Here is a 14,218-nt window from a genome sequence, read left to right as displayed (position 1 = left end):
GAGTGAAGAAAATGGCTAAAAAATCACCAGAAGTTGGAGATTATAAATATGGCTTCCATGATGAAGATGTTTCTATTTTCCGTTCAGGTAGAGGTTTAACAGAAGAAATAGTTAAAAAAATATCTGAAATGAAAGACGAGCCACAATGGATGCTTGATTTTCGTTTGAAATCATTAAAACAATTTTACAAAATGCCTATGCCAATGTGGGGTGGGGATTTAACAGAATTAAACTTTGATGAAATCACATATTATGTAAAACCTTCAGAACGTTCAGAACGTTCATGGGATGAAGTTCCAGAAGAAATTAAAAATACTTTCGATAAATTAGGTATTCCTGAAGCAGAACAAAAATATCTTGCGGGTGTATCAGCACAATATGAATCAGAAGTTGTTTACCATAATATGGAACAAGACTTAGAAGATCAAGGAATTATCTTCAAAGACACTGATTCAGCATTACGTGAAAATGAAGATTTATTTAAAGAATATTTCGCAACTGTAATTCCAGCTGCTGATAATAAATTCTCAGCATTGAACTCAGCAGTATGGTCAGGTGGATCATTCATTTATGTACCAAAAGGTGTAAAACTTGAAACACCACTTCAAGCGTACTTCAGAATTAACTCTGAAAATATGGGTCAATTTGAAAGAACATTAATCATTGCTGACGAAGGTTCTTCAGTACACTATGTTGAAGGTTGTACAGCACCTGTTTACTCAACAAATTCACTACACTCAGCTGTAGTTGAAATTATTGTTAAAAAAGATGCATACTGTCGTTATACAACTATTCAAAACTGGGCAAATAATGTTTATAACTTAGTTACAAAACGTACATTTGTTTATGAGAATGGTACGATGGAATGGATCGATGGTAACTTAGGTTCTAAATTAACGATGAAATATCCATCTTGTTTCTTACTTGAAGAAGGCGCTAGAGGTATGACTTTATCTATCGCACTTGCAGGTAAAGGACAAGTACAAGATGCTGGTGCTAAAATGATTCATAAAGCGCCAAACACTTCATCAACAATTGTATCAAAATCAATTTCTAAAAATGGCGGTAAAGTTGTTTACCGTGGACAAGTACACTTTGGCCGTAAAGCTACAGGTGCTCGTTCAAACATTGAATGTGATACATTAATTATGGATAATGAATCTACTTCAGATACAATTCCTTATAATGAAATTATGAATGATAACATTTCATTGGAACACGAAGCGAAAGTTTCTAAAGTATCTGAAGAACAATTATTCTACTTAATGAGCCGTGGTATTTCAGAAGAAGAAGCTACTGAAATGATCGTAATGGGCTTCATTGAACCATTTACAAAAGAATTACCAATGGAATACGCTGTAGAAATGAACCGCCTAATCAAATTTGAAATGGAAGGTTCAATTGGTTAATCATTAACGACTACAGTAATACAATTTTATTAAAATAAATAACACCCAATCCGAAAGAAATACTACGGATTGGGTGTTTTATTTTTAATCTATTTCAGATAATGTTGCTGAAGATGTTCTGTTTCTTAAATCTACTTCAATTTCTTCTAAACTACGTCCTCTTGTTTCAGGAATATATTTTATAACGAATATCATTGCTAATATTCCGATTGCTGCGAAAATCAAGAATACTTGTTCAATACCCATTACTGACGTGAGTATCGGGAATAATTGAGCGACTAATAAACTACCAATTGATAATGATAATGTTGCAATTCCTGTTGCTGCACCTCGTGCTCTCATAGGGAATAATTCTGGTAGAACAATCCATAAAATAGGTCCCCATGTGAATGCGAAGAAAATAATAAACATTGTTAAGCATGCTACGATTATCCAAGCACCGACTGTAGAGTCTAGACCGATTGTCCATACTAGTGTTGCCATTATAAGTAATGAACTAACCATACCGATATTCCCTGTAATGAGTAGTTTTTTACGATCAATTTTATCCATAATCATAATCGCAAAAATGGTAACTATCACATTAACAGAACCAATTCCTACTGTACCTAAAATTGCAGTTGCATCTCCTAAACCTGCTTGACTAAAGATAGTAGGAGCGTAATAAATGATAGCATTGATACCGATTATTTGTTGTAATAAAGCAAATATACAGCCAATGAGTAGTACAGGTCTTAACCACACAGATTTCAATACTGTCCATGTGCTTTCTGATATATGAATAATTTCTTTCATTTCATCTATTTCTTTATCGATTTCAGATTGTTGTCGTGTTATAGCCATAACTTTTCTAGCTGCTTTTTCACTTCTATGCTCAAGTAACCATCTTGGACTTTCTGGCATAAAGTAAACACCAGCCATAAGAATAATAGATGGTACAACAGCTAAACCTACCATCCATCTCCATGCCTCAGCATCAGCGAAAGCATAGTTTACTAAATATGATGCTAGAATCCCTATTGTAATCATAAGTTGATTTAACGAGCTGAGTGATCCTCTTGTATCTGTTGGTGCCATTTCTGAAAGGTACACTGGTACGATTGCTGTAGAGCCTCCGACTGCTAAACCAATGATGAATCTACCGATAACAAGTATGACCATTGATTGTGCAAATGAAAGTATTAAAGCACCAAGTATAAATACGATAGCTATTATAAATACTAGCTTTCTTCTCCCGAGTTTGTCTGATAAAGGTCCACTTGCGCCCGAACCGAATATTGCACCAACTAACATGGAACTTACAACAAGTCCTTCGGTAAAGTTTGTTAGTGGAATATCATTTTTTATAAATAGTAAAGCGCCAGAAATAACGCCAGTGTCATATCCATAAAGCAAACCACCTAATGCACCAAGAAAGAATATTAACTTTGTTCGATAATTGCTTGCTTCCATCCTATTACCTCCAAATATTTTGAATAAGAACTTCGAATAACTAAAACTATTCGAGGAATAATTTATTTCAAAACCAGATTTAATTATTATAAATAACTAAAAGGTTGTAATTATCTAAATAATCTGATTTAATTATAAATGTAAGCCTTTTCAATTATAAAATCAAGTTTTATTTCAAAATAAATCAATTATATAGTTATTGCACATTACTTAATTAAGGTGAGGAGGACTGTTATGAAGCAATCATCAAGGATAAATGTGAATTTGATGAAAGATTATAATAAACAACTTGTATTAAGAACTATTCAAAAGCATGGACCTATATCTAGAGTCGAGGTTGCCAATAGAATTGACTTATCTCGGCCATCAGTTTCAGAAATTGTTTCAATATTAATTGAAGAGCAATGGATTGAAGAAAAATCCTCTGAAGTAAAAGTAAGAGGAAGACAACCTATTCCTCTAGATATTAATAAAGAGAAGAAAGTCATAATTGGTTTAGAAATAGGTGCATATTCTACTAAGGTTATTGTTAGCAATTTAAAGGCAGAGATATTGAATGAGATAGCAATTGAAATGGATGTACATAAAAATCCAAATGAGATGATTGAGTATTTAGGAAATCAAATTAATTTAATTACTGAAAGATATAAAGCAAATCAAATTGAAGTACTTGGTATCGGTGTAGGCATGCATGGACTCGTTGATACTGAAAAAGGTGAAAATATATTTGCTCCTAATTTAGGTTGGAAAAATGTACAGATTAAATCAATATTAGAAAAGATTACACAACTAAAAGTCTTAATTGATAATGACTGTAATAGCGCAGCACTAGCAGAAATGTGGTTTGGACAAGGTAAAGATGAAAGTAATTTCATTTCAGTAATTGTTGACTATGGAGTTGGTGCAAGCATTATCAACAATGGTTCTATTTTTAAAGGGAGTCATCATGTTACAGGGCAGGTTGGTCATATAACGATAGATCCTGATGGTCCTTTGTGTTCATGTGGAAATTATGGATGTTTAGAAACTTTAACTTCTGAAACAGCTATTTTAAAAAAAGTAAAACGCAAATTAAAAATAGGTGAGAAAAGCAGTATTTTAAATCAAAAGGATAACATTGAAGACTTAACCATCGATGATTTTTATATTGCAGTAAATAAAGGGGATGAATTTTGCATAAATATTACGCACGAAGTTGCAAGAAATCTCGGGTTAGGATTCACTATTTTAATTAACTTATTTGGACCAAGATTTATAGTTCTTGGTGGTAGTTTAACTAAAATAAGTGATGCATTAATACCTATTATAAAAGAAGTGATTCAATTAAAAGTAATGGGTGAAGAAGCTAAACATACACCAATCATTACTTCAGGTTTAGGAGATGATTTATACACTATTGGTGCAGCATCTTTAATCGTTGAAGATATATTCTCTTTACCAAGACCAAATAAATAAATTCAAGGAGGAGTCATTATGAGTAATTTAAATGAACAAGTTGCAATTGTCACAGGTTCTGGAAAAGGAATCGGAAAAGGAATCGCTAAACAATTAGGGAGCAAAGGTGCGAAAGTAGTAGTAGCGACTATAGATTCAGATTTTGGGAAAGAAACAGCTGAAGAAATCAAACAGAGCGGTGGAGAAGCTTATTTCATTGAAACAGATGTTTCAAAAGAAGAAAGTATTATAAATATGGTTAAAGAAACAGTTAAACAATATGGACAGATTAATACACTCGTAAATAATGCCGGAATTACGGTGTTTAAATCAATAGAAGAAGCTACTGTAGAAGATTGGGATTCCATTATTAATATTGATTTGAGAGGTACGTTTCTTTGTACAAAATACGTTATTCCAGAAATGAAAAAGCAAGGAGGAGGTTCAATTATCAACATCTCTTCTAATCATTCGATTGCAACTTTACCAGATACTGATATGTATGCAGCTGCGAAAGGTGGCGTAAATGGCATGACACGAGGTATGGCACTAAGTTTAGGTAAATATAATATACGAGTTAATGCCATTTGTCCTGGTTTTACAAATACTTCACATTTAAAAAATTGGTTTGATTCAATGGACAATGAAGATGAAGTAAGAAAAGGTGTGTTAGATTTACATGCTACTCCAAGAATAAATGAGCCAGAAGATATCGGCAAATTAGCACAATATTTAGCTTCTGATGATTCGGAAATGATGACAGGTGAACACTTAGTTATAGATGGTGGATTGTCAGCTAGATTATATAATGCAGAAGGTTATTAAGTTAAAGGAGTGAGGAAATAATGGATGTTTTATCTATTGGTGAAACGATGGTAGTTTTTTCTCCGAATGAAGTTGGTCCTATGCGTTATGCACACAGCTTTACAAGTCATATAGCAGGAGCTGAGACAAATACGCTCATTGGCTTAGAAAAGTTAGATATAAAAACAGGATGGATTAGTCAACTTGGAAATGACGAACTAGGACATAAAATACTTTCATTTGTAAGAGGTGAAGGCATTAATGTTGATGCAGTTCAATTAATAGAAGATGCACCTACTGGTATTTTTCTTAAAGAAAAAGTACGTCAAGATCAAACACGTGTACATTATTATAGAAAAGGTTCTGCTGCAAGTCTCATGACAAATTCAAATATAGATAAAGATTATATAGCAAAGTTTAAATATTTATATGTTACTGGTATTACACCAGCACTAAGTGAAAGCTGTAAAGAGACAACATTCCATTTAATATCTATAGCAAAACAACTAAACTTGAAAATTATATTTGATCCTAATTTGAGGCTTAAATTATGGAGTGAAGATGAAGCTCGAGAAACCCTATTAAAAATGATTTCATTAAGTGATATTGTGTTACCTGGAATTAGCGAAGGTGAATTTTTGTTTAATGAGAAGTCTGAAGAAAAGATTGCTCAGAATATTATAGAACATGGTGCATCTACTGTTGTAGTGAAACTAGGGAGCAAAGGTGCATATTATCATAATGAAAATTATGCTGGATATGCAACAGCTTCAAAAAAGATTGAAGTTGTTGATCCGGTTGGTGCAGGTGATGGATTTGCAGCTGGATTTATAGCGGGTTATATTGATGGATTGTCTATTCATGAGGCTGTCGAACAAGCATGTAATGCAGGAGCACTTGTGACTACTGTTAAAGGTGATGTTGAAGGATTGCCAAGTAAAGAAGAAATCGAAAAAATGAAAAATACAAAGATTACTGATGATGTAATCAGATAAGGAGTAATTATAATGGATACTTTAAAAATTATAAAAGAAACTAAGCTCATTGCAATTTTAAGAAATGCAGATCCAAATAATATTTTACCTATTGTTAAAACGTTATATAAAGCGGGAGTTAGGGCAATAGAAGTTACAATGAATTCGCCTAAAGCTCTAGAATCAATAGAGTTAATAGCTAATGAAATGAAAGGAAAAGTAGTCGTTGGAGCAGGTACAGTATTAGATGCTGAATCTGCAAGATTAGCGATATTAAGTGGTGCTACATTCATCTTATCTCCAACAGTTAATAAAGATACAATTAGAATGAGCAAGAAATATGGTGCAGTTAGTATTCCAGGAGCATTAACACCTACTGAAATATTAGAAGCGTATGAATATGGTGGAGATATCATTAAAGTATTCCCAACTACTACGATGGGTCCAGAATATATTAAAGATTTACAAGGTCCATTACCACATATTCCACTTTTACCAACAGGTGGGGTAGATTTAAATAATGTTGAAGATTTTATTAAAGCCGGTGCAGTTGGTGTTGGGCTAGGAAGTGCTTTAGTAAATACTAAAGTCGAAATTACCGATGGATATTATGATGATTTAGAAAAAACTGCGCAATCATTTTATAACAAAGTAAATTCTGAAAAAGGACGTGCATAATATGAAAATAATTGATTATGAATTGTTTCAAGTACCACCTCGTTGGTTGTTTTTAAAAATCACGACTGATGAAGGCATTGTTGGATGGGGAGAACCTGTAATTGAAGGTAAAGCGAGTACTGTTGGGGCAGCAGTAGATGAATTTATGCAACAATTAATAGGCAAGAATCCATTAAATATAGAAAATCATTGGAATATGATGTATAGAAGTAGCTTTTATAGAGGTGGTCCCATATTAATGAGTGCAATCTCTGGAATTGATCAAGCACTATGGGATATTAAAGGTAAATATCATAATGCACCTGTACACGAACTACTAGGTGGTGCGTGTAGAGAATCTATGAAAGTTTATTCTTGGATTGGCGGAGATAGACCTCAAGATACATCTATGGCAGCAAAAAAAGCACATGATAATGGTTTTGAAGCAATTAAAATGAATGCAACAGAAGAATTACAATATGTAGATAGTTATGAAAAAATAGATAGTGTAATAGAACGTGTAGCTAGCATTAGAGAAGCGGTTGGTAATCAATTAGGAATCGGTATTGATTTTCATGGGAGAGTTCATAGACCAATGGCTAAAGTATTAGCTAAAGAATTGGAACAATTCAAGCCAATGTTTATTGAAGAACCAGTTTTAAGTGAAAATATAGAAGCAGTAAGAGAAATTAGTCAAACTACAACAATTCCAATAGCATTAGGAGAGAGACTTTTTTCAAGATGGGACTTTAAGCCAATATTAGAAAGTGGCTATGTAGATATTATACAACCTGATTTATCTCATGCAGGTGGTATTACTGAATGTAAAAAAATTATTTCTATGGCTGAAGCATATGACGTAGGAGCAGCACCACACTGTCCACTAGGTCCGATAGCATTAGCATCTTGTTTACAAGTAGATGCAACATGCCATAATGCTTTTATTCAAGAACAAAGTCTTGGAATTCATTACAATAAAGATAGTGATATTTTAGATTATATTAAAAATAAAGAAGTGTTTGAATTTAAAGATGGGTATGTGGATATCCCTAAAAATCCAGGACTAGGTGTCGAAATAGATGAAGAACATGTTAGAGAAATGGCTAAGCAAGGTCATGACTGGCATAATCCTATATGGAGACATAAAGATGGAAGTATAGCAGAGTGGTAGTTAATAGGGAGTAGGACAGAAATCTAATTTTCAAAAAGATTTCGTCGTCCCATCCAGTCATCTACTTAGTCATAGCACGCTTATATTCACACAAGTCGGAAGAAGTGTGAGCAAGGATAGCTATATTCACACAAGTCAGTAGAAGTGTAATCAAGGATAGTCATATTCACATAAGTCAGTAGAAATGTAAGCAAGGGTAGCTATATTCACACAAGTTGAAAGAAGTGTAAGCAAGGATAGTCATGTTCACACAAGTCGGAAGAAGTGTAATCAAGGATAGTCATGTTCACACAAGTCGGAAGAAGTGTAAGCAAGGACACTCATATTCACACAAGTCAGTAGAAGTGTGAATAACCTTTATAGAAAAAGCGCAGAAATTCAATGTTGAAATTGAATTTCTGCGCTTTTTAAATTATTGTCCCATCCTCTATTGTTAATTTATTTCTCTATATTCAAATACTTGAAGTGGATTAAATTTAATTAAATAATGATCATACCAAGTACTTAAACCATATTTTTGTTTATAATGTTCTAAAGCTTCATCAATATATCCTTCCGATACATCTAAATAATTGCTTAACTCAAATTTGTTTTGAACACCTGATTGATATGCTTGGACTATACTTTTTAAAGGTATGATTTTTTCGAATCCTAATCTTCTTGCTTTATGTTCGAATTTCCATTTCCATAATTCATTTGTATCAAGTATATCGCCATACGTTATATCATGATGGGCCAATTCTTCTCCTAGAACTTCTAACTTTTCTTTGTTAGATAAATCATCTTTCAATAAAATTAATCCATCTACATATAAACCTTTCAATTGATGTGGAAGGTTATTTGTTTCTTTTATGACGATGTGTTCATTATTGATAAGTGTTTTTTCGTATCTATTCAAATTATCCCCACCATAAGTTTTGTATAAAATATGTTTTATTTATTTCTTTGTTTTATGAAATCAACATATTCTAATACTTTTTTTAATTCTTCTTCAGTTAATTCTCCATCTAGATGTGCTGCAATTGTTTCGGCAGTTGAATTATATGTCCCTTTAGCTTCCCCATCTAAAATATAACTCACACTTACATTAAACAATTTAGCCATTTCTTCTATTTTTTTCATCTTTGGTGCTTTACGACCTGTTTCCCAATATGAAATGGATTGCTTTGAAACTTGTAATTCATCTGCTAATTGTTGTTGCGTCCATCCATTCCTTGTTCTTAATAAACTAATTTGTTCAGAGAGTTTATTTTCAGACACCATAAGTTTCCCGCTCCTTATATGATTTATACTTATATTATAACTCTTGGTTATATTTTTTCAATGAAATAATAAAAAATATAACCTAAAGTTATTGACGTCAACCAAAAGTTATACTATAGTGTAACCAAGGAGGTGATAAACATGGTTAAAATGAATTTCAAAACAGATAAAGTTAATTTGAATTATTCAGAAGATGAGAACGGAATCCAAATTGATCCGGATAAAGTTAAACAGTTCATCGCAATGATAGGTGGTTTTATTGGAGCATTGTACTTAGCTTTAAATGCTTCTGGTATTCAAGTCGAATGGCTGAATCCTCAAAAGTTAAATGCATGGATGAATGTATTAAATACAGGTATTCCAATTGTATTTGTACTATATGGAATTTGGAAAAATACATTCATTTTAACGAATCACTCTAGGGAACAGGAAAAGATTTTAAAGCAATCAGGTAAGAAATAAAAATTGAGAGGATGATTGAATGTTAACAGCGATAAATTATTTAACTAAAAAAGGATGGGAAATATCTTCAGATCCAAGAACGTACGATAACTATCCAAAGCAATATGGATATAGAAACTACACAGAAGACGGTATCAATTATGATGCTTATTGTAGCGGGTATCATAGAGCTTTCGACGTATTTAATAATAAGACAGATAATATTCCTGCAGTTGCAAGCGGAACAGTAATTCTCAGTGAACCGTTTGGAAACTTTGGTGGAACAATGGAGATTAGAGATAGCAATGGTAATGATTGGATATATGGGCATATGGAAAGAGATTCTTTGAAATTTTCAAAAGGAGATAAAGTCATTCAAGGAGATATTATTGGCTTACAAGGTAATTCAAATTATGCTGATAATCCAATGAGTGAACATTTGCATATTCAACTACGCAAAAAAGGAGAAAACATTGCAAATGAAATCACAAGAGTTTGCAGTGGTATGCCAATAGAAAAATATGATATTACAAAATTAAATCAAAAATTAGATCAATCTAAAAATAAAGGAGCAGTTCAAATGAGTAGAAAAATTATGATCGTAGCAGGGCATGGATATAATGATCCAGGAGCAGTAGGAAATGGTACAAATGAAAGAGATTTTATTAGAGCAAATATTGTGGATAGAGTAGCTAATTATTTAAGCCAAGCAGGAAATGATGTTGCTGTATATGGTAAAAACCAAGACATGTATCAAGATACAGCATATGGACAACAAGTAGGAAACAAGACAGATTATGGGCTGTATTGGGTTAAATCACAAGGTTATGAAATAGTAGTGGAATTTCATTTAGACGCAGCGTCAGCATCAGCAACTGGAGGACATGTCATTATTCCAAGCGAATTAGCACCAGATAACATTGATAAAGCAATACAAGCAGCAATTCAAAAACATGTCGGCACAATTCGAGGCATTACTGAAAGAAGTGACCTATTAAATTGTAATGTTGCAAAAGCAGAATATATCAACTATAGACTTGTAGAATTAGGATTCATCACGTCAACAAAAGATATGAATGCAATTAAGAATAATTTAAGCGCATATACAAAATCATTAGCAGAAGCAATACACGGGGCAGCAATTGGAAGTAATCCATCAACATATACAGTCGTAGCAGGAGATACGTTGTGGGGAATCAGTCAAAAAACAGGCGTAACAGTCGCAACATTAAAAAAATTAAACGGCTTAACATCAGATGTGATACAAATTGGACAAGTATTGAAATTGAAATAGGAGATGTAAAAATGAAAGATAAAAACGAAAAAAATACCTTAGACATAAACATTACCCAATGACGGCCATCATTTAATAAGTTTATGTAAGGTATCTAACTAATTTAAATATAACACAAAACCCTTGCTATCAACAAAAAATAGCAAGGGTTTTGTGGTGGTAAAAAATGTATAATTTATAATTGACAGAATATTATGAATTATTTATATTATAATTAAGCTAGCTTAAATCACATAAGGGAAGTGTAAGAATGAAAAATATAACAAGAATAACTATATTTTTTACATTCCTTACTTCGACATTTTTGTTTTTGAATTTTTATAAATATTACGATGAAATAGGCATTCCTGGTTATGAAGAAGGATTTATAATAACTAATTTGGATAAAAAGCTGAGTAAAAAAGAAGGAAATAAAGTAATTGTTAAACTATCAAATAAGTATAATACTAACATTATAAGAGAGAATAAGAATTATGAAGATAATGGGAAATCAAAATTTTTAGTGCAATATAAAAATGATAAGCACAGCTTTTCAGAGCGTCCATTTACTTACGGTAAGAAATACAAATTATTAGAACCAAATGATGTAAAGGTAAATCAGTTAAAACTCGTTGGTACATTCTTTTTTACTGATGAACCTTTACCTCAAACGTTCTATAAAGAATTAGAAGATAATGGACTTACTGCGGTATATTTTAATCAACCTGTTTTCTTTGTCCTTGTAGACTACTTAAATGTATATAAATTGATTCCATCAATTGGAATGTTGATGATCATTTTATTTATTGCTATTTTGTATCATAATGTAACCTCAATTAAAGATATGTCTATAAAAAGGTTACACGGGTTTACTACACAGAAAATTTTTCGAATTAAATCAAAAGAATTTTTTATCATTTTTCTTAAATATTTCTTTGTAATTAATATGATTATGACAATAGGTCTCTTAATATATAATAAATTAGCACAGTTCATATATGTTCAATTATCATTTTTGGTTTTCGCATTAATGTTTTTAACCATCCTATTTATAATGATGTCTATATCTTTTATCATCGTATACAAAGAGTCGTTTAAAATAACGAAATATATTAAGTATGATGGGATTGGAAATATTCTTAAATACTTACCAGGTGCAATTAAAATTTTGGTAATGTTAACCTTATTAAATGTTATTAATAGTTCGATGTTTAACTATAATGAATTAAAAGACAATTTAGTAAGTGAAAAATATTGGATTAAAAATAAGGATTTATTTATGACCGAAATATCAACTAATGAAAATGGTACAGATAAAGAAAAAAATGACAACGTTGAAAAAAGAATCTTAACTTTAATAAACAAAATTCCCGAAGATAAATGGCTATTATCTTATAACAATTATTATGATTGGAAAAATAAAGGCGAGAGATATGATTTAGAAAATGCTATTTTTGTAAATAAGACTTATGTAAAGAGAAATGGAATTAAAGTAAAGGGTGAAAAACAAATAGACTTTTCGAGATTGACTATTTTATTACCTGAAAAGGCATATAACAAGAAGAATATTTTTCAATTAAAAAAAGAAATGAATGAATATATCAACCAGCTTAATGATGAAAGAAGTATTACTAATAAAGAAAAATATTTAAATGTAGAGGTCTTGAAAACTGATAACCATTTCGAATTATTCAATTATAGTAGTATGTTTGAACTAAAAAATGCTATTTCATATAATCCGGTCATTGTAATTATGCCTAAAGAATTAAATCCATTTTCTTTTTATTCGACAGCTGCATCTAATGGAAGTTTATTGTTTAAAGACTATGATTTTATACAAAATAAAATAGAAAAATATAAACTAGACGATGAAATTCAAGGTTTAACGAACATTTATAGTAAAGTCATAGATGATATTCAACAACTAAAATTAAATTTAGGAATATCCTTGATAACGGCCATTTTTGGGAGCGTTGTTCTTTTTAGTGTTTATATTTTTAATGTATGTTTATATTGCGATTCTGAAAAGAAAAAAATATTTGTTAAGACAATTCATGGATATTCTTTTGTGAAAAAGCATTATCACTTTATGATGATAAGTATTGTTTCTTCATTGATATCTTTGTTAATTGTTAAATATTTTGATGTCTTATCACTTTCATTTCCGGTGATTTGTTCAGTTATATTATTTGAAATATTATCTTTGATTTTTGTGATTCGACGTTATGAGTATTACTTATTAAAAAATGCACGACGAGGTGAGAGTCAGTAGTGAGGCGAATATTTATTATTATTTTTTCTATTATAGTTGTGATTTGCATAGCTTTATTTATTTTAAAATATACTGAAGAGAAAATAGATAGATTTAATCCTTTAGTTAAAAGACAGTGGAGTTATGCTAAAGTGCCTAATAGTGAATATCCTGATAAATTAAGTACTAAAGAAATTGAAGAAATCCAAGATTATAAAGATATCGAATCGTTTGATGAAAATGGTAAAAAGAATAGTTATTTATTAGATTTTAAAGGATTTAATCCTTCTGAAAAATATGTCAAAATTGATCACAAAGGTAAATGGGTATTCTTTATTGATTATATTAGTAAAGCAGAATATGAAAAGAGAATTAAACAATGATTCAAGTGAAAAATTTAAATAAGCAGTTTAATGGTGAATATTTATTTACGGAGTTTAATTTATCTGTTAACAAAGGTGAAATGATTGCTATAACTGGGAAAAGTGGTTCTGGTAAATCAACTTTATTAGCTTGTATGTGTGGACTTGAAAAGTTTGATAAAGGTAAAATTGAAATTAACAAACGTAATATAGCTAATATGAAACAAAAAGATAAAGTGTTAATATATAGAAATGAAATTGGATATTTATTTCAAAATTATGCTCTCATTTCTCATGAAACGATCAATTACAATTTAGAGATTGTATTAAGTTATAAGAAACTGAGTAAAGCAAAGAAGAAAGAGTTAAAGTTAGAAGCTTTAAATAAAGTTGGTTTAGATAAGTCACTAGATACAAAAGTTTATACTTTGAGTGGTGGAGAGCAACAAAGGGTAGCGATTGCAAGATTATTATTAAAAGAACCTCTTGTTATATTTGCAGATGAACCAACTGGTGCATTAGATGAAGTTAATAAACATATTATCTTGAAATTATTACTAGAATTCAAAGGAAAATCTACGATAATAATTGTTACACATGATGAAGAAGTTATGAATTATTGTGATAGAAATATACAGTTAAGTAAATGATATTTTGGAATAGTTTAAGCAGGAAGAGATAAATTAATTGTCTCTTCCTGCTTTTTATTATACAGAGAAATTTATGA

General features: G+C 31.0%; 14 protein-coding genes. 11 read left to right on the top strand and 3 right to left on the bottom strand.

Features of this window, described 5'->3' with window-relative positions; translation table 11 throughout:
* The first annotated feature begins 11 nt into the window (after positions 1 to 11).
* Entirely contained in the window at positions 12 to 1,409 is a 1,398-nt protein-coding gene (sufB, locus tag LQ668_RS03935; RefSeq protein WP_078357706.1) for a Fe-S cluster assembly protein SufB, read from the top strand.
* 84 nt (positions 1,410 to 1,493) lie between these two features.
* On the opposite strand, the gene glcP is transcribed toward sufB, so the two are convergent.
* On the bottom strand, positions 1,494 to 2,861 hold the full coding sequence (gene glcP / locus LQ668_RS03930; protein WP_107509708.1) for a glucose transporter GlcP: 1,368 nt from the start codon (positions 2,859 to 2,861) through the stop codon (positions 1,494 to 1,496).
* 234 nt (positions 2,862 to 3,095) lie between these two features.
* Here glcP and LQ668_RS03925 point away from each other — a divergent pair, with 234 nt between their 5' ends.
* From LQ668_RS03925 to dgoD, 5 genes are read left to right on the top strand one after another with little or no spacing between them, the layout of a single operon-like run.
* Complete coding sequence (locus LQ668_RS03925) at positions 3,096 to 4,316, top strand: ROK family transcriptional regulator (protein WP_115337681.1); 1,221 nt, start codon at positions 3,096 to 3,098, stop codon at positions 4,314 to 4,316.
* A gap of 18 nt (positions 4,317 to 4,334) precedes the next feature.
* Complete coding sequence (locus tag LQ668_RS03920; protein ID WP_107509706.1) at positions 4,335 to 5,120, top strand: SDR family NAD(P)-dependent oxidoreductase; 786 nt, start codon at positions 4,335 to 4,337, stop codon at positions 5,118 to 5,120.
* Positions 5,121 to 5,140: 20 nt separating this feature from the next.
* Positions 5,141 to 6,094, top strand: coding sequence for a sugar kinase (locus LQ668_RS03915; protein WP_107509705.1), 954 nt, complete (start codon positions 5,141 to 5,143; stop codon positions 6,092 to 6,094).
* A 12-nt stretch (positions 6,095 to 6,106) separates the two neighbouring features.
* Positions 6,107 to 6,751 carry a bifunctional 4-hydroxy-2-oxoglutarate aldolase/2-dehydro-3-deoxy-phosphogluconate aldolase gene (locus LQ668_RS03910; RefSeq protein WP_107509704.1) on the top strand — a complete coding sequence of 215 codons (645 nt, stop codon included), beginning with the start codon at positions 6,107 to 6,109 and terminating at the stop codon, positions 6,749 to 6,751.
* Between the two features lies 1 nt (position 6,752).
* Positions 6,753 to 7,901 (top strand): galactonate dehydratase, encoded by a 1,149-nt coding sequence (gene dgoD / locus LQ668_RS03905; protein WP_078357700.1) that lies wholly within the window; start codon positions 6,753 to 6,755, stop codon positions 7,899 to 7,901.
* A 433-nt stretch (positions 7,902 to 8,334) separates the two neighbouring features.
* Here the strand turns inward: dgoD and LQ668_RS03900 are convergent, their stop codons facing one another.
* Both LQ668_RS03900 and LQ668_RS03895 read right to left on the bottom strand, forming a co-directional pair.
* The gene (locus tag LQ668_RS03900; protein ID WP_107509703.1) at positions 8,335 to 8,799 is read right to left on the bottom strand and encodes an ImmA/IrrE family metallo-endopeptidase; all 465 of its coding nucleotides are present in this window, start codon (positions 8,797 to 8,799) and stop codon (positions 8,335 to 8,337) included.
* A gap of 35 nt (positions 8,800 to 8,834) precedes the next feature.
* On the bottom strand, positions 8,835 to 9,164 hold the full coding sequence (locus LQ668_RS03895; protein ID WP_078357698.1) for a helix-turn-helix transcriptional regulator: 330 nt from the start codon (positions 9,162 to 9,164) through the stop codon (positions 8,835 to 8,837).
* 141 nt (positions 9,165 to 9,305) lie between these two features.
* Between LQ668_RS03895 and LQ668_RS03890 the strand changes: the two genes are divergently transcribed.
* The 5 genes from LQ668_RS03890 (at position 9,306) to LQ668_RS03870 (ending at position 14,141) form a co-directional block, all read left to right on the top strand.
* Positions 9,306 to 9,626 (top strand): phage holin, encoded by a 321-nt coding sequence (locus tag LQ668_RS03890; protein ID WP_078357697.1) that lies wholly within the window; start codon positions 9,306 to 9,308, stop codon positions 9,624 to 9,626.
* 19 nt (positions 9,627 to 9,645) lie between these two features.
* Positions 9,646 to 10,899, top strand: a complete 1,254-nt coding sequence (locus LQ668_RS03885; RefSeq protein WP_119634593.1) for an N-acetylmuramoyl-L-alanine amidase — start codon at positions 9,646 to 9,648, stop codon at positions 10,897 to 10,899.
* A gap of 250 nt (positions 10,900 to 11,149) precedes the next feature.
* Positions 11,150 to 13,150 (top strand): DUF1430 domain-containing protein, encoded by a 2,001-nt coding sequence (locus LQ668_RS03880; RefSeq protein ID WP_239775908.1) that lies wholly within the window; start codon positions 11,150 to 11,152, stop codon positions 13,148 to 13,150.
* Entirely contained in the window at positions 13,150 to 13,512 is a 363-nt protein-coding gene (locus LQ668_RS03875; protein WP_078357694.1) for a YxeA family protein, read from the top strand. Before LQ668_RS03880 ends, LQ668_RS03875 begins: the two co-directional genes overlap by 1 nt.
* A complete protein-coding gene (locus LQ668_RS03870; protein WP_078357693.1) occupies positions 13,509 to 14,141 on the top strand; it encodes an ATP-binding cassette domain-containing protein in 633 nt (210 codons plus the stop codon). The genes LQ668_RS03875 and LQ668_RS03870 overlap by 4 nt, the downstream gene beginning before the upstream one ends.
* Positions 14,142 to 14,218 lie beyond the last annotated feature (77 nt).

The organism is Mammaliicoccus sp. K-M42 (assembly GCF_022386375.1).
Taxonomy (GTDB): domain Bacteria; phylum Bacillota; class Bacilli; order Staphylococcales; family Staphylococcaceae; genus Mammaliicoccus; species Mammaliicoccus fleurettii.
This window is presented reverse-complemented; position numbering and strand designations above follow the sequence as displayed.

Coding starts and splice junctions, on each gene's coding strand:
- LQ668_RS03885 (WP_119634593.1), top strand. CDS start 9,646: ATGTTAACAGCGATAAATTATTTAACTAAAAAAGGATGGGAAATATCT.
- LQ668_RS03890 (WP_078357697.1), top strand. CDS start 9,306: ATGGTTAAAATGAATTTCAAAACAGATAAAGTTAATTTGAATTATTCA.
- LQ668_RS03925 (WP_115337681.1), top strand. CDS start 3,096: ATGAAGCAATCATCAAGGATAAATGTGAATTTGATGAAAGATTATAAT.
- LQ668_RS03920 (WP_107509706.1), top strand. CDS start 4,335: ATGAGTAATTTAAATGAACAAGTTGCAATTGTCACAGGTTCTGGAAAA.
- LQ668_RS03870 (WP_078357693.1), top strand. CDS start 13,509: ATGATTCAAGTGAAAAATTTAAATAAGCAGTTTAATGGTGAATATTTA.
- dgoD (WP_078357700.1), top strand. CDS start 6,753: ATGAAAATAATTGATTATGAATTGTTTCAAGTACCACCTCGTTGGTTG.
- LQ668_RS03880 (WP_239775908.1), top strand. CDS start 11,150: ATGAAAAATATAACAAGAATAACTATATTTTTTACATTCCTTACTTCG.
- LQ668_RS03910 (WP_107509704.1), top strand. CDS start 6,107: ATGGATACTTTAAAAATTATAAAAGAAACTAAGCTCATTGCAATTTTA.
- glcP (WP_107509708.1), bottom strand. CDS start 2,861: ATGGAAGCAAGCAATTATCGAACAAAGTTAATATTCTTTCTTGGTGCA.
- LQ668_RS03915 (WP_107509705.1), top strand. CDS start 5,141: ATGGATGTTTTATCTATTGGTGAAACGATGGTAGTTTTTTCTCCGAAT.
- LQ668_RS03895 (WP_078357698.1), bottom strand. CDS start 9,164: ATGGTGTCTGAAAATAAACTCTCTGAACAAATTAGTTTATTAAGAACA.
- sufB (WP_078357706.1), top strand. CDS start 12: ATGGCTAAAAAATCACCAGAAGTTGGAGATTATAAATATGGCTTCCAT.